This is a genomic window from Arthrobacter sp. B0316-5-4 (genome assembly GCF_059090325.1).
Genome location: NZ_JBNHFN010000001.1, coordinates 266667 through 288025, shown reverse-complemented (window position 1 = coordinate 288025; position 21359 = coordinate 266667). Strand labels below are relative to the sequence as shown.

Here is a 21359-nt window from a genome sequence, read left to right as displayed (position 1 = left end):
AAGCCTCATGCGGGTGGACGCTGACCGGGCGGGGTGTAAGGAAAGTGTCCACCGCCCGGCGGCTGGCCGGTACTGCCGGGCTGGGCCGACGGAGCGCCGGGGATGCCGTCCGGGTCAGCGCCGGTTTCCATCAACCGCATCAGCTCGACATCCAGTCCATCCCGACGCATGCGGAGGTCCATGTACAGCAACGCCAGGACCGACGCTTGGAAGGCGAAGGTCACTGACCCCACCAAAGCCCCGATTGCGGAGGAAATCACCGTAGTGACCACCATGGTGGACGCAACTGTTTCCTGGTCGGGGTGGGGCGAAACCACCCCTCCGATGGCAGTGGCGGCCAGGGAAGCAGGAATCTGCACGATCTGGGCAATGATTCCGACCATGATCGCCACGACGAGGGTGATCCCGAAAATACGCCACCAGTTGTTCCTGGTCAGCTGCCAGGACCGCAGGAGCCCGTCGTAGACGCCTGTACGTTCCACGACGATGGCCGCCGGGGCGAGCATCAGCTTCAGGCCAATCCAAACAAAAAGGACGATGGAACCCAGCCCCACAGGCAGGACAACCAGCAAGGCCGCCGGTCCCATCGCCGTAAACAGCAGCACCGCGATCCCCGCCACGGCAGCAACAGCGAGCAGCCCGCCCACGGTCAGCAAGGCGGCAACGCCAAGAAGCGGCCAGATCCTCCGGCCGGCAAGCACCCACATCTGCTTGAAGCCTGTCCTTCGATTGAGGACCGACCTCGCCACCGGGACCACCAAAACACCCTGGAGGACCGAGCCCAGGAAACCAATCAGTACCGAGATACCCAGGGCGCCTGCCATCACGGCAAAGACCGGGCCCATCGCTTCGAGGAACTCCTCCTCTGAGTTGACGGTCTCAAGGGATGAGGTCATCTGGACCATCCCCACCGTGACCGCCCCGGCCAGTACGGCCCCAATGGCCTGCACGATCAGCGCCGAGCCAAACATCGCCGCAGCATTGCGTCGGATCGTTTGGAAGGAGCCATCGAGGATCTCGCCGAACTGCAACGGTCGCAGTGGAATGACACCGGGTTTCGGGGGAGCAACGTAAAGGGGCTGACCATAAGGAGCTCCGGGCGGCCAGACTGGTGTCGGCTGGCCCGGCTGGCCTTGTCCACCGGCCTGCGGAGCCGCCCACGTCGGAGGGCCGCCCCATTGTGGCTGGTTGCCCCAGGCGGGCTGGTTGCCTGGCGGTGGCTGGTTGCCCCAGGCGGGCTGGTTGCCTGGCGGTGGCTGGTTGCCCCAGGCGGGCTGGTTGCCTGGCACCCCATCCTGGCCGTGCTGTGGTTGTGACACGATATCCTCCCCATAAGGCCCGCTCCGCCGACGTCCGACGTCCCCCACACGGACCTTCGCCCCCAGCCTATAGTCCCGCCGTCGTGGCTCCTAGCCTGTCGCCGCGCAGCCTCCGGCAAGCGTGGGCGCGCCGTGGTGCGTTACGGTGGAATTGCCCTGGGGGCGCCATGCCGTGCGCCGTGCCCAACGGGACAAAGACTTGGCGATAAGGGAATATATAACTATGAAGGCACGCATTCTGGTAGTGGACGACGACGAAGCACTCGCGGAGATGATTGGCATCGTCTTGCGCAACGACGGCTTCGAGCCCGTTTTCTGCGCAGATGGCGGACAGGCCTTGGAGATCTTCCGTTCCTCGAAGCCCGATCTCGTGCTCCTGGACCTCATGCTCCCTGGTTCGGACGGCATCGAAGTGTGCCGCCAGATCCGCGGTGAGTCGGACGTTCCGATCGTCATGCTCACGGCGAAGTCCGATACGTCGGATGTGGTCCGGGGCCTCGAATCCGGTGCCGACGACTACGTGCCAAAGCCCTTCAAGCCCGCCGAACTGGTGGCGCGTGTTCGTGCGCGCCTGCGTCCGGGCGAACAGAAGGCCCCCGAAACACTGCGTATCGCGGACGTAACCATCGACGTCGCCGGTCACTTGGTGACCCGTGGCGGGGAGCGCATTTCGCTGACGCCCCTCGAATTCGACCTCCTCGTGGCCTTGGCCCGGAAGCCGTGGCAGGTCTTTACCCGCGAGCTCCTCCTCGAACAGGTGTGGGGCTACCGGCACGCCGCAGACACGCGGCTGGTCAACGTCCATGTCCAGCGTTTGCGCTCAAAGATTGAACGCGACCCGGAAGCGCCAGAAGTTGTCTTGACGGTGCGTGGTGTCGGATATAAAGCAGGTTCCTGAGTCCGCGGCCGGCGAGGCCGGCACGGCAAAAGGGGATGCGGCCCCCGAGGTTTCTGGAACGGCCGGCGTCGAAGACCCGACGCCGGCTACTTCGGCTACCCCCGAACCGCCAGAGTCATCCCCGGAGCCATCCCCGCGTCAGGTACGGAACCTCTCGTGGTTCCTGACCCGTGGCCGGATTTGGACGCGTCGGGCGCTGATCCTGGTCCTTCGGGTGTCGCGGCTGGTTTCCACCGGCATCCGGCATATCAGGCCCGGCCTGCGCTTCCTGTGGAGGTCATTGCTGCGCCGGTGGCGCCGTTCCCTGGAATTCCGGACGGTCCTCACCACCTTGCTCCTTGCAGTGACTTCATTCGCCATCGTTGGCGCGTACCTGTCCAACCAAATCGCCAACAACCTCTTCCAAGAGCGCCTCGCGCAGGCGGAATCCGAGTCGCGCTACAACGTCAAGCAGGTCCAGGACACGTTCGACGGCGCCCAGGTCACCGACCAGTCGAGCGTCATCACCCTGGTTTATGACACCTTGACGGCTGTGGAAGGCCGGGGATCGGTGATCCAACGCCGATACGTCTTTGAAGCTAAACCCGAGCAGACCAAGCCCCGAAACCGGTGGGTCGAGTCGAGGGCCTCGGACCAACTGACCGTTCGGGTCATACCGCCGGAGTTGCGCAAAGCCGTCCAGGAAGGCGGGAAGCAGCAGTTCTGGGCTTCCACGCAGTTCCCGGTGGGCAACGAGGACCGACCCGGTATCGCCGTCGGAAACCTGGTGACGTTCAACGGCACGGCCTATGAGCTGTACCTGATCTACGACCTCAATTCGGCCCAACAAACCCTGAATGAGATCCAGAATGTCCTCTGGGCCGGTGGTGCCGCCCTGGTCCTCATGATTGGTGCCATTGCCTGGTACGTCACCCGAAATGTGGTCAGCCCCGTGAGCCACGCGGCAGTGGTCTCGGAAAAGCTGGCCGCCGGACAGCTCCAAGAACGCATGGTGGTAAAGGGCGAGGACGAGGTTGCAAGGTTGGGCGCCTCGTTCAACCACATGGCTGCAAGCCTCCAGGAACAGATCACCCAGTTGGCGACGCTGTCCCAGATGCAGCAGCGCTTCGTCTCCGATGTCTCCCACGAGCTCCGCACCCCACTGACGACGGTGCGCATGGCCGCGGAGGTGCTCTTCGACGCCCGTGACGAGTTCGACCCCATGAACAAAAGGTCGGCGGAGCTGCTTTATCACCAGGTTGAGCGCTTCCAGTCATTGCTTTCGGACCTGCTTGAGATTTCCCGGTTCGACGCCGGCGCCGCTGTCCTCGACGCCGAACCGCAGGACATTTTGCAGGTTATTTCCCACGTTATAGACGGCGCGGCGCCCGTGGCCGAGGAATACGGTTCGGAAGTACGGCTGAGCGCCCGCCAGAAGAGCATCGTGGTGGAAATGGACTCCCGGAGAATCGATCGGATCCTCCGTAACCTGCTGCTCAATGCACTCGAACATGGTGAAGGCAGGCCTATCCATATTTCAGTTGCAGCCAACCACGATGCTGTGGCCGTGTCCGTCAGGGATCACGGCATCGGCATGAGCCAGGCCGAGGCAGCCAGGGTCTTCGACCGCTTTTGGCGGGCGGATCCTGCCCGCGCCCGAACCACGGGAGGAAGCGGCCTTGGTCTGTCGATCGCTGCCGAGGACACCAAGCTGCACAACGGATGGCTGCAGGCATGGGGCCGCAAGGGTTCGGGGTCCAATTTCCGCCTGACACTGCCGCTGCGCCAGGGCGGCACCATCGTGAAGTCGCCGTTGCTTCTGGAGCCCGCTGACTTCGAATTCCCCGGATCGGCAAGCGAACGCCACATGCTGGTGCTTGGTACAGGATCCGCGGGCAATCCCGTGCAGCCGGGTCCGGATGCCGGACGGAGTCCGCAAACAGGTGACGGAACAGGAGAGGCACCGTGACGAGTACGCGCTTCCGTCGCTCCAAGGCAGTCGTTGCCATTCTGGCCATGCTGGTGCTTCTGCTCACGTCTTGTGCGCAGATTCCCCGATCAGGTCCAGTGGGCAAGAGCAAGGATGAGGGGGCGGGCAATCCGAATGCGCCGGTGTTCTTCCCTGCCGCTCCCCGCGCCGGTTCCAGTCCGGAAACAATCATCGAGGATTTCTACATGGCCGGCAGCGGCTATGAGGACGATTACCCAGTTGCCCGCCAGTACCTGACGCAGGCGCAGTCGGTGACGTGGAAGCCTGACAAGAGGGCCATCGTTTTCCGTGAGGCGCACGTGGTCAAGACGGCCGCGGAAAACGAATACCTTTACGAACTTGACCTCGCCTACTCCGTGGACGCCGACGGTGTTGCCACCCAGTTCCCACCGGGAACCAAGGAGACAATTCCCCTGACGTTGGAGCAGGTCGAGGGGGAGTGGCGCATTTCGAAGGTCCCGGACGGCACGGCCATTCCGGAAGAAACGTTCAAGGTCATTTACGGGGCGAACCCCATCTACTTCTATGATCCGACCTTCACCTCCGCGGTTCCTGACTATCGTTGGTTCATCAAGAAGAACACCGTCAAGTCGATGACCAGCGCCTTGTTGGCCGGTCCGGCTCCCTACCTTCGTGGCGCGGTGGTCAGCGCATTCCCGTCGGGGATGAAACTGGCCCGCGAGTCCGTACCCGTGGTCTCAGGCGCTGCGCAGGTGGACCTTTCCGCGAAGGAACTGTTTGATGCCTCCGCGGAGGATCGCCAGAGGATGCAAAACCAGCTGGCCCTGACGTTCAGGAGCCAGCCCGATGTCATCAACGTCCAACTTCGGGCAGACCAGGACCTGGTCCGTGTCGAGGACAACGGAACGGTTCTGCCGCCGGTGCTGGACAAGAACGTCCCCGCCCGCCAGATCGCCGTGAGCAATGGTGACCTGGTGCGGTACGAGAACAACAGGGTGACCCCGCTTCCGGACATCCAGTCGGTGGCAGGCTTGGGGCCGCATGCCCCTGCGGAGTCGCCAGTGTCCCAGACGGCCGCCTTCCTCAACGGCGACAAGACCACCCTCTACTCCATCGAACCCGGGCAGCCTGCGCGCCAACTGACCACCAGGAGCACACTGACCGGGCCATCCTTCAGCCCACATGACTGGGTCTGGACGGCAGGCCCTGGTGCCAACGGTGCTGCCGAGGTGGTGGCCTACAAACCCACCGGGGTTCCACCGGGCACCACCGTGCCGGCCGTTACCATCACCCCGTCCTGGCTCTCTGGCCGGACAGTTAAGGATTTCCGCGTGTCCAGGGAAGGGACCCGGGCCCTGGTAATTTCGGAGGCCAACGGCAAATCCGCAGTACAGATAACGGGGATAGTCCGTACTCCCGACGGCGTGCCCAAAGACCTCACAACTCCGGTCACCCTCCTAAGCACCGGTACGGCAAATCAGGGCGTGTGGATCAACGGCTCGACAGTTGCCGTGATGTCCGGTTCGGCGACGTCCACAGTGGTTCCGGAATTGCTCAGTTTGGCTTCGGGGGAACCCCAGCAACTCGCTCCGTGGGACGGCCTGACCACTCTCAGTGCCGGCAACGGATCTGAGCAGATCTATGGTCAGTCGGATGCAGGGATTTTCCAGCGGGTCGGCAACGGCTGGGAGCTCCAACTCAAAGGACCCACGGAACCGGCGTTTCCTGGCTGACGTCTTCGTCCGGCCGCATTCAGGCCCCCTTTTCCACATACGGCGCCGATGGCCTTCCGCACACCCGGGGGCTGGCACAGGCTGACGGAATGACTTCCTTCCCTCTCGCCCCAAAGGCCGCCGGCCGCCGTCGTCGCGAAGACCCTGACCTCCGGGCACCGGTCACTGGCCGTGCACGTTATCGTGGGCTGGACAGGCAACCCATCGGCAGGGTGCTTTTCGCGCTCCAAAAGACCCTGGCTGAACTGCTTGCCCTGCTGGTCCCTGTGGAGTGCGTCTGCTGCAATGCCGAAGACACCGTCCTCTGCGGATCGTGCGCAAAGCGGGTCCGCCAACTGTGCAGGGAGCCCTTTCGGGCGGAGCAGGAGGCCCCGGCCTTGGTCGACGTTGATGGCACGGCGAAGATCGGGGTGGTGGCTGCCGGGCCGTACCGCGATGAGTTGGCGCAGTGCCTGCTTTCTTTCAAGCACTATGGCCAGTGGCGGCTGGCCGGTGTACTGGCCACCTGCCTTGGCAAGGCCGTGGCCTCTGCCACCGGTGGCCAGCAGGGCTATCGCCTTGTCCCGGTACCAACCAGTACATCAGCGTTCGCGAAGCGCGGATTCAGCCCTGTGCACCTCCTGCTCCTCTGGATGCGGCTGCGGAGGATGCATCCGCAATGCCCTGCCTTGGATGCGCTTGTGAAGACGGCACGTCCGATCCGGCACGGGCTCAGCCGGTTCTCACCCGGCAACCTTGCTGCCTGGCTTGCCAACGTCGTGTTGGGCCGTGACGCCGGCAACGATCGGGGCGGGCAAAAGGGGCTGGGGCGGGGCGGAAGGGCCAGCAGGGTGAGGGGATCCATGCGTGTGCGGCATCGATGGTCCAAGGAGCTCAAAGGTGCACGGTGCATCCTGATCGACGACGTGCTCACTACGGGGGCCACCCTTGCCGAGGCGGCGCGGGCCGTGACGGCGGCGGGCGGTGTGGTTTGCGGCGCCGTGGTTCTCGCGGCCACGAGGCCACCAGCCTACGCCTCCGTAGTGACCGGCGACGACCCCAGGGTGGTTGATAAGACAAAATCAAAAAATAAACGGCTAAAGGATGAATAACACGTGACGATGAACTAACGTCGGTTGTGGGTACCAAGAACAGATGTACCTGTCGATAGCGGCTCGGAAAGGGGCTCGACTGTCCGTCAGACCAGCCCCCAACAGAGTCGTTGTCGTGTCACCGAGTTATTTGGAGGGCACCATGGAGTTCATGATCAGCGGACGAAATCTGACAGTTTCTGACCGCTTTCGCGAATACGCCGGCGAAAAAATCTCGAAGATTGAATCGCTGGGGGATAAGGTCCAGCGAGTAGACGCCAAGGTTTCCAAGGAAACCAATCCCCGGCAGACGCCGGGCCAGCTCACCGTCGAAGTGACAGTCCTGGGCCGAGGCCCCGTTATCCGTGCCGAGGCCACAGCCGCTGACAAATTCGCTGCCTTCGATCTTGCGTACAACAAGCTGCTCGAACGGCTTCGCCGTGCAAAGGACCGCAAGAAGGTCCACCACGGCCGCCACACACCCAAGGCCGTGCGGGAAGCCACGGCAACACTGGAGCCGGCCAGCGCGAGCGAGCCGCTCTACGTCGAGGCAAGCAATCACCAGGAGTCCGAGCCACAAACTGATGAGCGTTCTCCCTACGAGATTGAGAACGACATCCCGGCAGGCGATTCACCCGTCCTGATCCGCCGGAAGGTTTTCCCCGCAGCGTCCCTGACACTTGACGACGCTGTGGACAGCATGGAACTTGTTGGTCACAACTTCTACCTGTTCCTGGACAAGGAAACCAACGCGCCTTCGGTCGTTTACCGTCGCAGTGGTTGGACCTATGGCGTGATTACCCTCGATTCCACATGCGAACCCGGCGAGGAGGCCGTGGAAGAGAAGATCCACGCCTATCGCTCGGATGACCAGGCCGCTACGGCCAAGTAAGGCGTCAACTCCTGCATGAAGGGACTTCAATGACCGCTTCGCTGAGCCTCTCACAGGCACGGCGGATCGCATTGGCAGCTCAGGGTTTGGCAAAGGAACGGCCCACCGGCCCCGTGACACCACGGGCGGTGGGCCGGACCTTTGCCCGGCCAGTTGGTCCAGATCGATTCCGTGAACGTAGTGGCACGCAGCCACTACCTTCCGTTCTTTTCCCGGTTGGGCAACTACGACCCGGACATCCTGCACATCATGGCCGGCCGGAAGCCGCGCAAAATGATGGAGTACTGGGCGCACGAGGCCAGCTTCATCCGGCCGGAGCACTTCCACGACCTGCTTCTGTGGCAAAAACGCGCCTGGGTTGGCGCACACCATCTGGATCCCTTGGAACGCCAGGGCATGGAGGAACGCATACTCGCAGCCCTTGCCTCGGGGCGCCCAATGACCGCATCTGAGCTGACGGCGAAGCTCGGACACGTCCACGACGCTGCACGTGACCAGTGGGGTTGGAACTGGAATATGGTCAAGCGCGTGCTGGAGCACCTCTTTGAAGAAGGAAAGGTCTCCGCGGCTTCAAGGACCCAGCAATTCGAACGCAAATACACCCTGACTGCCAGGGTTGTCCCTGACCTGCCGCCCGCGGTGCTTGATCCCGAAGCATCCTTGGACCGCCTGATCGAGGCCGCTGCCGAAGCCCACGGCATTGGCACGGTACGGTGTTTCTCCGACTACTTCCGTACACCGGTGAAGGCCGGAGCGGAATCGGTCCGGCGTTTGGTGAAGTCCGGCCGACTGGAACCGGTGTCAATCCGTGGCTGGGACCGTGAAACCTTCAAGCACGTCGAGGCAAAGATGCCGCGAAAGGCGGAAGGACGCGCTTTGCTCAGTCCCTTTGACTCCTTGGTTTTCGAACGAAGACGCCTGGAAGAGCTTTTTGGCTTCCACTATCGGATTGAGATCTACACCCCGGCCGCCAAGCGGCGTTTCGGCTACTACGTTCTGCCGTTCCTCCTCAGGGAACGGATCGTGGCCCGGGTGGATCTCAAGGCCGACAGGGCCTCTGGGCAGCTCCTGGTGCGCTCGGCGTTCGGCGAGGCCGGCGCACCGGCGGATACCGCCGTCGAACTTGCGGCGGAGCTTTGCCTCATGGCCCGCTGGCTGGGTTTGGGTGAAGTGGTGGTTTGGCCGGTTGGCGACCTTGCAGCCAGCCTGGCCAAGGAGGCGGCAATCCGCAGTGTCGATCCTGCTGCGCAAGCACAGCCAGGCAGTCCGCTCACAGGTGAACCCGGCAACGTGGCGTTGGTCTCTCCCGTAGACTGAAACAGCCAGAATTCGGCAGCATGAGACTGGGAGCAATTTCACGTGGCATCACTAATCGAAAAACTTCTCCGCACGGGTGATAAAAAGACACTCAAGCAACTGCGGAACTATGCCGATTCCATCAATGCCCTGGAAGACTCTTTCAAGTCCTTCACGGACGCTGAACTCCGTGAGGAAACGGATCGCCTCCGTGCCCGCCACCAAGACGGCGACACCCTCGAGGCCCTGCTGCCCGAAGCCTTTGCCGCCGTTCGCGAGGCGTCATCCCGGACCCTGGGAATGCGGCACTTCGATGTCCAGCTCATGGGTGGCGCAGCCTTGCACCTGGGCAACATCGCCGAAATGAAAACCGGTGAAGGTAAAACCCTCGTTGCGACCGCGCCGGCCTACCTCAACGCCCTCACTGGCAAAGGCGTCCACGTCGTCACGGTGAACGACTACCTTGCCGAATACCAGTCCGAACTCATGGGACGCGTCTACAGGTTCCTTGGCCTGACCAGCGGTTGCATCCTGTCCAACCAGGACCCGACGGTGCGCCGTGAACAGTACGCTGCAGACATCACCTACGGCACCAACAACGAGTTCGGCTTTGACTACTTGCGCGACAACATGGCCTGGGATGCCAGCGAACTGGTGCAACGCGGCCACAACTTCGCAATCGTTGATGAGGTGGACTCCATCCTCATCGACGAGGCGCGGACGCCGCTGATCATCTCCGGGCCGGCACAGGGTGACACCAACAGGTGGTACAGCGAATTCGCCAAGGTTGTCACGCGGCTTCAGCCCGAGGTCGACTACGAGGTCGACGAGAAGAAGCGGACCGTTGGTGTGCTGGAAGCCGGCATCGAAAAGGTGGAGGACTATCTCGGAATCCAAAACCTGTACGAATCTGCCAACACCCCCCTGATTGGCTTCCTCAACAACGCCATCAAGGCAAAGGAATTGTTCAAGCGGGATAAGGACTACGTCATCCTCGATGGCGAGGTCCTGATCGTCGACGAGCACACGGGACGCATCCTTGCTGGCCGCCGCTACAACGAAGGCATGCACCAGGCCATTGAAGCCAAGGAAAATGTCGAAATCAAGGCTGAGAACCAGACTCTCGCCACGGTGACATTGCAGAACTACTTCCGCATGTATTCGAAGCTTTCCGGCATGACCGGTACGGCCGAAACCGAAGCCGCGGAATTCATGAGCACGTACAAGCTTGGCGTCGTCCCCATTCCCACCAACCGGGATATGCAGCGCATCGACCAATCTGACCTCGTCTACAAGAACGAAGTCGTGAAGTTTGATGCCGTGGTCGCTGACATCGCGGAACGCCACGAAAACGGGCAGCCGGTACTGGTCGGAACCACGAGCGTTGAAAAGAGCGAATACCTCTCCAAGCTGCTTGCCAAGGAAGGTATCCGCCACGAAGTCCTCAACGCGAAAAACCACGCACGCGAGGCCTCCATTGTGGCCCAAGCAGGCCGTAAGGGTGCGGTAACCGTAGCCACCAACATGGCTGGCCGCGGTACTGACATCATGCTCGGCGGCAACGCCGAATTCACCGCCATCGCCGAACTCGCCAAGCGTGGCCTCGACCCCGAAGAGAACTCGGAAGAGTACGAGGCTGCGTGGCCCGAAGCCCTGGCAGCGGCAAAACAGGCCGTCAAGGACGAACACGAAGAAGTCCTGAACCTCGGTGGGCTATATGTCCTGGGTACCGAACGCCACGAATCTCGCCGTATCGATAACCAGCTGCGAGGCCGTTCCGGCCGTCAGGGCGACCCCGGCGAATCCCGCTTCTACCTCTCGCTGACAGACGACCTCATGAGGCTGTTCAACTCCGGAGCCGCAGAACGGCTCATGAACAGTTCAGTACCCGACGACGTTGCGCTCGAGTCCAAACTGGTGTCCCGGGCAATAGCCTCGGCCCAGGGCCAGGTGGAGGCGCGCAATGCCGAACAGCGCAAGAATGTCCTCAAATACGATGACGTCCTCAACCGCCAGCGTGAAGCCATCTATGGTGACCGTCGCCGGATCCTCGAAGGCGACGACCTTCACGAAAAGGTCCAGTACTTCCTTGAAGACACCATCAATGCCCTCATCGAGGCGGCGACCGCCGAAGGGACCGGCGACGACTGGGACTTCAACCAGTTGTGGACAAACCTGAAGACTCTTTACCCGGCCACAGTTACTCCCGAGGACATCATCGAGGAGGCCGGCGGCAAGTCGCGCGTCACGGCAGAGTTCCTGAAGGAAGAGATCCTCTCCGACGCCCGGCTCGTGTACCAGGCTCGCGAGGAAGCCATCGGATCGGAGAGCATGCGCGAGCTTGAACGCCGCGTTGTACTCTCGGTCCTTGGACGAAAGTGGCAAGAACACCTCTACGAGATGGATTACCTCAAGGAAGGAATCGGTCTCCGGGCGATGGCCCAGCGCGATCCCCTGGTCGAGTACCAACGTGAGGGCTTCGTCATGTTCCAGAGCATGATGGAAGCCATTCGCGAAGAGAGCATCGGGTTCCTGTACAACCTTGAAGTAGAAGTAACGCCCGCCGAAGACGTAGTGGTTGCCGACGACACTGCTCGTGGCACGCACACAGAGCACCATGATCCCCAAATCCGGGCGGCTGGCCTGCAGGCACCGGAGAAACCGGCCCAGCTGCAGTACACCGCCCCCGGCGAGGACGGAGCAACCCAGACCCGGATCGAGGGCCGTGCTTCAGGTCGTTCCGGCAACCCCGCCAAGGCGGCTGGCCAGGAGCCACGTAAACCGGCAAAGAAAAAGCGCCGCTGACCCCTCGGAAGCTGCGGATCTTAAGGGCGAACCCCGGACCACAAGGTCCGGGGTTCGCCCTTTTTCCATTGATCCCACTCCTGCGATGCGGATGCCCTCGGCCACCATCAGCCAATTTCGAGTGCGGTAACCTGCCAAACGCCATCCACACGTTCCAGCCTCATAGCTACCGCGCGGCAGCGTTGTTCCTCCGCCACCACGATGCTGGCCTCACAGATGGACTCCGAAATGGAGCACGCCCGAACGGAACGGACCATCGGACTGCTGTGGGGCTGCTGACTGCCGCGGACCCTCGCGGCATGTTTTCGGGTGAGGGCCGCCCGGTGCTGCAACGCTAGATAGCACTCAGGGTCAAGGGAGCGTGAGAGCTGCTGGAGGGGCCGGGTCCCGGCGAGGACCTCCAAGGCGGCCTGGGCAATGCTCCGCGCGACAAGCCGAACATCGACGTCCGTGCCGCTAGAGCCACGGACGGCGCTTGTCCCTCTTCCGCTTTGGCGGCTTGCAGGCCTGCTTGGAGTCGTAACGGTCATGGTCATACCTCGTGCATTCACAACATAGGCTCGGGCGTGGGGACGCCTTTGCCTGGGTGGCTTCTGCTGGGATGACGCTGGTTGGGAAACGACGTGCGGTTGGAGCCCCTGAGTGGGCTCCCATGCGAACCCTAAGGTCCGCGGCTGCTGACCTAGCCGGGGGAAGGAGGTTGCAGGACCTGACCTGGATGAAGCATGGTCGGGTCAGCACCAATCGTGGAGCGGTTCGCGTCGTACCATTTGGGCCAGGACAGCGCGATGTCTACGTCGGTGGCGAAAGGACCCAGCCGGGAAGCGGCAATGGACCACAGCGAGTCTCCAGGTTGCACGATGACGTCCGCTTTGCCAGCGGAAGCGTCCTGCCGTGACGCGGGCCGGCTCAGAAGTCCAGGATCAACAACAGGGAGCTGCGGACGCCAGCCGGGGTTGATTGCCTCGACCTGTGGTGTAACGGTTCCGACGGGCGCCGCAGTGCCTGCGCTTGGTGCGCTAGGCGATGTGGGAGTCCACGATGCACCGGTGGAATTGGAGGTCACGGTGTCTGTGGCGTGCCAGCCCGGCTCCGGTTGTGTTGCTGCTTGCGCGATACCGGAGGCGAGGAGGTTTAGACCGAGCACTGCTGCCGCAAGGCGCAGCATGAAGCCGGGACTGAATTTGGAGATGGTGCCGGCCGTCTTTGACTGACCTCTCCGCTGCATGGCAGTCGCCAGAAAGGCAAGGAAAAACGACAGGGCCCACCAAGCCACGATGGAGGTGCCTACGGCGCTTGCGGCAATGCCTAGAAGGTGTTCAAGGGAGGACTGCTGCTGATGGTTTTCAGCAGCCAACCATTGGCTGAACAGGATGCTGCCCACGAACGCAAGGAGCAAACCAAGCCCGAGTAACGAAGCAGCAAGGGCCAGGTCCCTGCGTAGTGTGTGCGCCATTCCAAGCCCCCAAAGCTTAGTTTGATGTCATTTGACCGTGTTTGACCCATTGTGATGGGTTCTGCACTCGGTTGTCCAATCAGTTCCACCGGATGACGGTTGGATTGTCCTGGGTCCCTAGTGCAGCCTAGTCTGGCCACATGAGATGGGACTCTCTCTTCAGCGATTTGGAAGCACAATTTTCGGCCGAACGCGCCCTCGAGTCCGAATCCGAGATAACGGAGCGGGCCCGCGTTGAGCTCGGCACCGTAGAACTGAACGACCGCCTCCGCGGCGTGGTCGGCGCAGGTATCAAGGTCATGCTGGTGGATGGCACCATTCTCCGGGGTGGGCTCAGCCATATCGGGAGCGAGTGGATAGTGCTTACCGAAGGGGCGCGGCAATGGTTGATCCCGCATGGATCCGTGCTCTCTTACCAAGGACTTGGGAGGCTGGCCATCAAGGAAGCATCCCGCGTGCAACGTTCATTGGGGATTGCTTCCGCGTTGCGGGCGTTGTCCAGGGGCCGCGTCCCACTTGTTGTCTACCTTGCTGTCCGGAAAGGCGACGGCCACAAGCTCGACGGGGTTATCGACAGGGTAGGGAAGGGCCACTTTGATCTGGCCGTTGTGGTGTCTGGTGAAGAGAGGCGGGCTGGAAGCGTGGCGGCAGTAGTGACCGTTCCGTTCGACTCCCTAACGGCCATTAGCTCGAACAGCGGTCAAGGATTCTAGCGCTGCGCCGTCTTGGACCTGGACTCTTCGATCATCCGGCTGGCTTCTGCATAACGATCCTGGATGTACTGCTCCAGCATGGTTTCCTCAATACGCCACTGTCCGCGCCCTCCCACCTGTATAGCCTTCAACTCCCCGCTTCGCACCAAGGCGTAAGCCTGGGGGGAGTTTATTTGGAGTTGTTCGGCGACGTCCGCCAGAGTCAGGAATCGGGGCATGGCTCCATTTTGCCATCGGTATTGCTGTTTGGGGTAGTTATCCACAGTTTCGGCCCATTTGGGGCCATTGGCTTTGGGGCAGCCGGTCACCGCCGGTAAGAATGGGGAGGCAGGTGCACGGGACCTGCCCAAACTCATAATGGGGGAGCTGGAAAATGAGTCCAAACGCAGCCGTTGCCGCCGCACGCTTAAAGAAGCCGTCATGGAAGGACCCTCGGCTGCTGGTCGGGATCCTTCTGGTACTTCTCTCCATTGCGGGCGTCGTGGCGCTGGTGGGAACGGCTGACAAGACTATTCAGGTGTACGCTGCCCGGGAGAACATAGCAGTTGGCCAGCCCGTCACCGAAGCCGATTTCTCCATTGTGAAAGTGCGCTTGGACGCCGTTGAGTCAAGCTACGTCACCGTCGAAAGTGGACTCCCGCCGGACAAAGTCGCGTTACAGAGGGTGGCGAAGAACCAATTGATTCCGCAGGACAGCCTGGGTACGGCCGACCTCCTCAACCGCAAGCCGGTGGCTATCTCCGTGGATGAAGAGCTTCCCACCCAGGCAGTCCCTGGGGCTCGAGTGGATGTATGGGTTGCCATGCCGGGAACCGACAGATCATTCGCGGAACCTGAGCTGTTGTTGCCGGGCGCAGAAATCGCACAGGTGATGGAGGGCTCCACTACCTTGGGTGCCTCGAAGACCAAAGTGGTGCTGGTGCTGGTGACGGATGAGCAAATGCCCAGGCTGCTCGGTGCGCAGGCCAACGACGCCAAGGTGTCCGTCGTCTGGAACCCGGCGGGGTTGGCCCGGTGAGCATTCCCGTCATAACAGTTGGCGCGGCTGAAGAGGATGTCGTGGGTGGGCTTGAGCGCTTGCACGGCCCGGTAACGGTTGTCCGGCGTTGTTCCGAGCTTGCCGAAATGATTGCCGCATGCCAAAGCGGACTTGCCCTGGCCGCCGTCGTCGCCGAAGGCTGCCGCGAGTTGACCTCAACGCTCGTTGACCGCCTCGCGGCGGTAGGTGTATCGGTAGTAGCCCTGACGGATGATCCGGAGGAAGCGCGGCGACTCCAATCGATTGGCGTCGTTGCCGCCGCTCCGGGAATCGATCCATCCGCCCTCGCCGACCACATCTCCGAAGCAGTCGGGCGTGTGGCGTCAGCTGCTGGACCAGGCTATGGGTACGGCAGTGGATTCGCGGAACCGTCCGCGGATCTTGCATCGGTGCCGGCGCCGGAAGCTTTGGAGGAACCGCCGCGCGGACAAGGGGAGATCATCGCTGTTTGGGGGCCAACAGGTGCGCCCGGCAGGACTCTGGTGGCAGTCAACATAGCGGCAGAACTCGCGGCGGACGGCAAATCCGTGATCCTGGTGGACGCTGACAGCTATGGTGCCGGTGTTTCGGCGGTTCTGGGACTGCTGGATGAATCAGCTGGACTGGCCCAGGCGTGCAGGCTTGCCGATCAGGGCTTGCTCGATGACAGGGCCTTGGAGTCCGCGGCTGCGTTCGTGTTCACCACAGCAGGTGCTTTCCGTGTCCTCACCGGAACCACGCGCGCGGACCGTTGGACTGAACTCAGGGCAGGGGCGCTGTCCGTGGTTCTCGACCTTGCCCGGCACGCGGCGGACTTCGTTGTGGTGGACACAGGATTTTGCTTCGAGTCGGATGAAGAACTGAGCTTCGACACAATGACTCCGCGGCGTAACGCGGCGACCCTCCGCAGCCTGGAAATGGCCGACGCGGTGCTCGCCGTGGGAGCAGCGGATCCCATAGGGATACCGCGCCTGGTTCGCGGCTTGGCCGAACTGGAGGCAACCATCCCAGAGGCGTCCCCCCGAATAGTGCTGAACAAGGTCAAGCGGTCCACCGTGGGCCATTCGCCCAGAAGGCAATTGGACGAAGCCTGGGAGCGGTTCGGCCCTGGTTCGGGCATCGATGCGTACTTACCCGCGGATTCGGCTGCCTGCGAGCTCGCCCTTCTGACTGGCTCCGTGTTACTCGAAGCCGCCCCGGATTCGCCCCTCCGTCAGGCAATCGCCCAGCTCGTTTGTGCGCCTGTCCAGCGAAATCGCAATTCTTTCAGGCGATCAACCAGAGTCCTGCGGTTCCATAAGCGCTAGGCTCAACATGTGGGCTGCAGAGTCGCAGCAATCAACTTGTGATGGAGGCGTTTGTCGATGTCGTCAGGATCCAGCGTGGAGGATCGGTCCGATGCAGCAGTTGTCCGTGAAGGGTTCTTCGGTGACTACTATGAGCATCTCGCAGAGGAGGACTCCCGCGCATACTCGCCTGAACTGTTGATGTCGCGGGCATCCCATCACAGGACTGTTGCCCAGTCCCGCCGACCAGGCAACGCCGTGGTGGAAATCTCCGCCGAATCTGACCGAAGCGTCGTCTATATCGTTACCGACGACATGCCCTTCCTCGTCGACTCGGTCAACGCGGAGCTTGTTCGCCAGAACTGCGCCATCCGACTCGTGATGCACCCCTTGTTCGTGGTTACCCGCGATCGGGTGTCCGGGGAACTGGCCAAGATCTCCAGGGTCCCCTCCAACGTCGGTATCTCCAGCGGCGATACAGCAGCCCTGCCCAGCGTGGCCCACCTGCTCGGTGACGGCGACAACGCATCGCACATGGAATCGTGGATCGCTGTCGAGATCGACCGCGTGAACGATGAAGTCCGCGAACAATTGGTTTCCGGTCTGCAACGAGTCCTGGGCGACGTCAGGGCAGCGGTCGAAGACTGGCCGAAAATGCGCAGCAAGGCACTCGAATTGGCTGAGGCGCTGGGGGGCGTATCCCATCCTGAACAGGTTGCCGAGCTCCGGCAGGCCCAAGACCTCTTGCGATGGCTGGATAACGGCAACTTCACCTTCCTGGGGTACCGGGAATACGACCTCGTCAATGAAGACGGCGAAGACGTGCTTCAGCTGCGGGAAGACAGCGGCCTGGGCCTGCTCCGCGCCGGAGATTCCACCCGCCAGGTCCAGCACCTGACGGATGCAGGTCGAAAGCGCGCAAGGGAGAAGCGCGCCTTGGTCATCACCAAGGCCAACTCGCGCTCCACCGTGCACCGGCCTGCCTACCTTGATTACATCGGCGTCAAAAGCTTCGATGCCCTGGGCAATGTGAACGGTGAAAGGCGCTTCATTGGGCTCTTCGCCACGAGTGCCTACACCGGATCCGTGCGCAGCATACCGATTGTGCGCGACAAGGTCGATGCTGTCCTGCGCAATGCAGGGTTCCCGATCGACTCCCACTCCGGCAAGGACCTTTTGGGCATCCTCGAGACGTATCCCCGCGATGAGCTGTTCCAGATTGAGATACCTGATCTCGCTGCCACAGCCACAGGCATTCAGCGCCTGCAGGAACGTCGGCGCACCAAGCTGTTCCTCCGGCCGGACATTTACGGCCGGTTCATGTCAGCTGTGGTCTACCTGCCCCGCGATCGCTACACCACCAGCGTCCGACTCCGGATCGAGCAGGAACTCCGCGAAACTTTCCAGGCCGAGAGCATTGACTACGAGGCGCGGATTACCGAGTCGGCTTTGGCCCGTGTCTTCTTCAGGATCAGGTTGCCCCGCACCGCGGAACTTGCCGAGGTCAATGTAGAAGAGCTCGAACACCGCCTGATGCGGGCATCGAGGTCCTGGAGCGAAGGTATTGCTGAAGTCCTGCGCGAGAACCGTCCCGCGGCGGAAGCCGATGTCTTGTCGGCGCTGTGGGCTGAGGCATTCCCGGCCGGTTACCGCGTGGATTACGAAGTCGAAGATGCGCTGGAGGACATCGAGCGTTTCGAGAAGTACGGTGCCCAAGCGGAAAGGGCCGGGGGAGCCACCAAGCAGGTCAAGCCCGGCGTGCACGTTTACCTTCCGGAGGGTGCCGGTGAGGCGTTGGAAGAAGACGCACGCGTCAAGCTCTATTTGATGGAGCCCAAGAGCCTCAGCCAAATCCTTCCCTACTTCCACAACCTTGGCCTCGAAGTGTTGGACGAGCGGCCCTTCGAGATTGAAACCGCAGACAACCGGGACTTCTTCCTTTACGACCTTGGGCTTAAGTACCCTGCCGGGGTTGATCCCCTGACAACCGGTGACCTCCTGGGCGATTCTTTTGGGGCTGCGGTCACCGGGGCGGTGGAGTCGGACAACTTCGACCGGTTGGTGCTCCGCGAAGGCATGCACTGGCGGCAGGTGGTCGTGCTGCGTGCGTACGCCAAGTACATGCGCCAAATGGGTAACACCAACTCCTTTGGATTCATCGCTGACACACTCCTCGGGAATCCCGATGTAGCCCGGGGCCTCAATGAGCTCTTCTCGGCGCGCTTCGATCCCGCCGTCGCGGAGGACCTCAGGCCCGAACGCCAGGCTGCTGCGCGGGACGCACTCGCGGAATCCATTGAGCAAGTAGCCACCCTGGACGCCGACCGCGTCCTTCGGACCTTCGTCAACCTCATCGAGTCGACGTTGCGGACCAACTACTTCCAAAACAAGGACTACGTCAGCTTCAAGCTCGACCCCACCTCGATTGACGGGCTTCCTTTCCCACGTCCCATGTTCGAGATCTGGGTCTACTCCCCGAGGGTGGAAGGGGTGCACCTGCGCTTTGGGAAGGTGGCCAGGGGTGGCCTTCGCTGGTCGGATCGGCGGGAAGATTTCCGCACGGAGATCCTGGGCCTCGTTAAGGCCCAGACTGTCAAGAACGCAGTGATCGTCCCCACCGGCGCCAAGGGCGGGTTCTTCGCCAAGAAACTGCCCAACCCTGCCGTGGACCGTGCGGCCTGGATGGCCGAAGGAATCGAGAGCTACAAGACTTTCATCCGGGGCCTGCTGGACATCACCGACAACCTCGTCACCTCCGCGGACGGCGAGAGGCTCGTGCCGCCGTCGGACGTTGTCCGTCACGACGGTGACGACTCCTACCTTGTGGTGGCAGCTGACAAGGGAACCGCAACGTTCTCGGACACCGCCAATGGACTGGCTGCCGAATACGGTTTCTGGCTCGGCGACGCCTTTGCCTCCGGCGGTTCGGTCGGCTACGACCACAAGGCCATGGGCATCACCGCACGTGGCGCTTGGGAATCCGTCAAGCGGCACTTCAGCGAGTTGGACCTCGACACCCAATCCGAAGAATTCACGGTGGTCGGTGTGGGGGACATGTCAGGCGATGTCTTCGGCAATGGCATGCTGCTTTCCCGGCACATCCGGCTGCTTGCCGCTTTTGACCACCGCCATATCTTCCTGGATCCGACCCCCGATGCGGCGGCGTCCTTCGCCGAAAGGCAGCGGCTCTTCGAACTGCCCAGGTCTTCCTGGGATGACTACGACCGCTCCCTCATCAGCGAAGGCGGCGGCGTATACGCACGGCAGGCCAAGACCATCCCGGTTTCGGACCAGGTCCGCAAGGCGCTGGGCCTGCCCGACGGAACCACTCAGCTAAGCCCGCCGGAACTACTCCGTGCGATCCTGCTGGCACCCGCCGACCTTCTCTACAACGGCGGCATCGGGACCTACGTCAAGGCCAGTACGGAGACGCATGCTGCGGTGGGGGACAAGGCAAACGACGCGATTCGCGTGGATGGCCGTGACCTTCGGGTCAAGGTTGTGGGCGAGGGTGGAAACCTCGGGTTGACCCAGCGCGGACGTATCGAGGCTGCCCTGCAAGGGGTCATCCTTAATACGGATGCGATTGACAACTCGGCCGGCGTGGACTGCTCCGACCACGAGGTCAATATCAAGATCTTCGTGGACCGCATGGTGGCAGCCGGCAAGCTGGAAGCCTCGGACCGTGCGTCGTTCCTGGCTGATATGACCGATGAAGTGGGACGGCTGGTCCTGCAGGACAATATCGACCAGAACATCCTGCTCCTCAACGACCGGACACGGGTTGCGGACTGGAGCCCGAGCTACGAGCGCCTCATGGACTGGCTGGAGAAGTCCGCGGACCTCAAGCGCGACCTTGAAGCCTTGCCCACCACCGATACCCTGCGTGCACGGTTGGAACAAGGCCAGGGCCTGACGTCTCCGGAGCTGGCCGTCCTGGCCGCCTACGCAAAGATCGAACTGGGTGCCGCCCTTCGGGACAGCAACCTCGCCGATGATCCGTGGTTCGCGGACACCATCCGCAACTACTTCCCCAAGCAGTTGCGCGAAAAGTTCGACGCCGAATTGGACACCCATCCGCTGCGGCGCGAGATCATCGCCACTGTGGTCGCCAACGACATCATCAACCTGGGCGGCATCACCTTCGCGTTCCGGGCCATGGAAGAAACGTCGGCCAATGAAGTGGCGGTCGCGAAGGCATTCGTGGCCCTGCGGGAAATCTACGACCTCGATCCCATGGTTGCTGAACTGAATGCGCTCCCAGCGTCCTTCCCGACAGAACACTGGAGTGAAGTCCACCTGGACGTACGCCGGTTGCTTGACCGCGCGGTGCGGTGGGTACTGGGGCAAGGGATGGCGTCCCAGCCCATTTCCGAGGTCGTGGAATCGTTCAAGCCCATGCTGGCTCCGCTGCGCGCGAAGCTGCTGGACTACCTGCGGGGCGAAGACAAGGTCCGCATCACCGGCTGGTTGGAGAAGGCACGCGGTTGGGAACTGCCGGATCACCTGGCGCACAGGTGGGCGGAGCTGTTCGAGAGCTATGCCCTCCTGGATATTGCCCGGATTGCCCGGACCGGAAACGACACGGTCGAAGACGTCGCCCACGTCTACTACACGGTGTTCAACCGCTTCCACGTCGATTCACTGCTGGAGCGGATCAGTTCGCTTCCACGTGACGACCGCTGGCAAGCCCTGGCCCGTGCGGCACTCAGGGATGACCTGTATTCCACGGTGGCAGACATGACGACGTCGGTACTTGAGTCGACGGAGTCCGGCGCCTTGGCGGAAGATCGTCTCAAGGCATGGGAAGGGCAAAATGCCGAGCAGCTCGGCCGCGCCAAGACCATGTTTGATGAGGTCAACGCACTCGAAGCCGACGACATGGCGTCACTGTCGGTAGCATTAAGGCTCTTGAGGTCAATCGTTCGACGCTAGGAGCAAGT

Annotated in this window: 14 protein-coding genes and 1 pseudogene; 11 read left to right on the top strand and 4 right to left on the bottom strand. The window is 62.1% G+C overall.

Annotated features, from left to right (window positions below; translation table 11 throughout):
• Positions 1–5: 5 nt before the first annotated feature.
• The gene (locus AC5RU9_RS01290; RefSeq protein WP_494015043.1) at positions 6–1319 is read right to left on the bottom strand and encodes a DUF7847 domain-containing protein; all 1314 of its coding nucleotides are present in this window, start codon (positions 1317–1319) and stop codon (positions 6–8) included.
• Positions 1320–1542: 223 nt separating this feature from the next.
• Between AC5RU9_RS01290 and mtrA the strand changes: the two genes are divergently transcribed.
• The 7 genes and pseudogenes from mtrA (at position 1543) to secA (ending at position 11943) form a co-directional block, all read left to right on the top strand.
• Entirely contained in the window at positions 1543–2217 is a 675-nt protein-coding gene (gene mtrA / locus AC5RU9_RS01285) for an MtrAB system response regulator MtrA (protein WP_211714198.1), read from the top strand.
• Positions 2189–4165 carry an MtrAB system histidine kinase MtrB gene (mtrB, locus tag AC5RU9_RS01280; RefSeq protein ID WP_494015042.1) on the top strand — a complete coding sequence of 659 codons (1977 nt, stop codon included), beginning with the start codon at positions 2189–2191 and terminating at the stop codon, positions 4163–4165. Before mtrA ends, mtrB begins: the two co-directional genes overlap by 29 nt.
• The gene (locus AC5RU9_RS01275; protein ID WP_494015041.1) at positions 4162–5880 is read left to right on the top strand and encodes an LpqB family beta-propeller domain-containing protein; all 1719 of its coding nucleotides are present in this window, start codon (positions 4162–4164) and stop codon (positions 5878–5880) included. The genes mtrB and AC5RU9_RS01275 overlap by 4 nt, the downstream gene beginning before the upstream one ends.
• 89 nt (positions 5881–5969) lie before the next feature.
• Entirely contained in the window at positions 5970–6971 is a 1002-nt protein-coding gene (locus AC5RU9_RS01270) for a ComF family protein (RefSeq protein WP_494015040.1), read from the top strand.
• A gap of 142 nt (positions 6972–7113) precedes the next feature.
• A complete protein-coding gene (hpf, locus tag AC5RU9_RS01265) occupies positions 7114–7842 on the top strand; it encodes a ribosome hibernation-promoting factor, HPF/YfiA family (RefSeq protein WP_211714290.1) in 729 nt (242 codons plus the stop codon).
• 29 nt (positions 7843–7871) lie between these two features.
• A pseudogene (locus AC5RU9_RS01260) lies at positions 7872–9159 on the top strand (winged helix-turn-helix domain-containing protein).
• Positions 9160–9201: 42 nt separating this feature from the next.
• On the top strand, positions 9202–11943 hold the full coding sequence (gene secA / locus AC5RU9_RS01255) for a preprotein translocase subunit SecA (protein WP_211714194.1): 2742 nt from the start codon (positions 9202–9204) through the stop codon (positions 11941–11943).
• Between the two features lie 107 nt (positions 11944–12050).
• Here the strand turns inward: secA and AC5RU9_RS01250 are convergent, their stop codons facing one another.
• The gene (locus AC5RU9_RS01250) at positions 12051–12473 is read right to left on the bottom strand and encodes an Rv3235 family protein (RefSeq protein ID WP_494015039.1); all 423 of its coding nucleotides are present in this window, start codon (positions 12471–12473) and stop codon (positions 12051–12053) included.
• A 152-nt stretch (positions 12474–12625) separates the two neighbouring features.
• Complete coding sequence (locus tag AC5RU9_RS01245) at positions 12626–13399, bottom strand: LysM peptidoglycan-binding domain-containing protein (RefSeq protein ID WP_494015038.1); 774 nt, start codon at positions 13397–13399, stop codon at positions 12626–12628.
• A gap of 140 nt (positions 13400–13539) precedes the next feature.
• On the opposite strand from AC5RU9_RS01245, the gene AC5RU9_RS01240 reads away from it, so the two are divergent.
• The gene (locus AC5RU9_RS01240; RefSeq protein WP_494015037.1) at positions 13540–14112 is read left to right on the top strand and encodes a hypothetical protein; all 573 of its coding nucleotides are present in this window, start codon (positions 13540–13542) and stop codon (positions 14110–14112) included.
• Here AC5RU9_RS01240 and AC5RU9_RS01235 read toward each other — a convergent pair.
• Positions 14109–14330: a helix-turn-helix domain-containing protein gene (locus AC5RU9_RS01235; protein WP_211714191.1), complete on the bottom strand. Its 222-nt coding sequence runs from the start codon at positions 14328–14330 to the stop codon at positions 14109–14111. The genes AC5RU9_RS01240 and AC5RU9_RS01235 overlap by 4 nt on opposite strands.
• Positions 14331–14485: 155 nt before the next feature.
• Here AC5RU9_RS01235 and AC5RU9_RS01230 point away from each other — a divergent pair, with 155 nt between their 5' ends.
• The 3 genes from AC5RU9_RS01230 to AC5RU9_RS01220 are packed head-to-tail and all read left to right on the top strand — an operon-like array spanning position 14486 to position 21351.
• Positions 14486–15130 carry a CpaB family protein gene (locus AC5RU9_RS01230; protein WP_494015036.1) on the top strand — a complete coding sequence of 215 codons (645 nt, stop codon included), beginning with the start codon at positions 14486–14488 and terminating at the stop codon, positions 15128–15130.
• Complete coding sequence (locus tag AC5RU9_RS01225; protein WP_494015035.1) at positions 15127–16437, top strand: CpaE/TadZ family protein; 1311 nt, start codon at positions 15127–15129, stop codon at positions 16435–16437. The genes AC5RU9_RS01230 and AC5RU9_RS01225 overlap by 4 nt, the downstream gene beginning before the upstream one ends.
• Positions 16438–16494: 57 nt before the next feature.
• The gene (locus AC5RU9_RS01220; RefSeq protein ID WP_494015034.1) at positions 16495–21351 is read left to right on the top strand and encodes an NAD-glutamate dehydrogenase; all 4857 of its coding nucleotides are present in this window, start codon (positions 16495–16497) and stop codon (positions 21349–21351) included.
• The last annotated feature ends 8 nt before the right edge of the window (positions 21352–21359 follow it).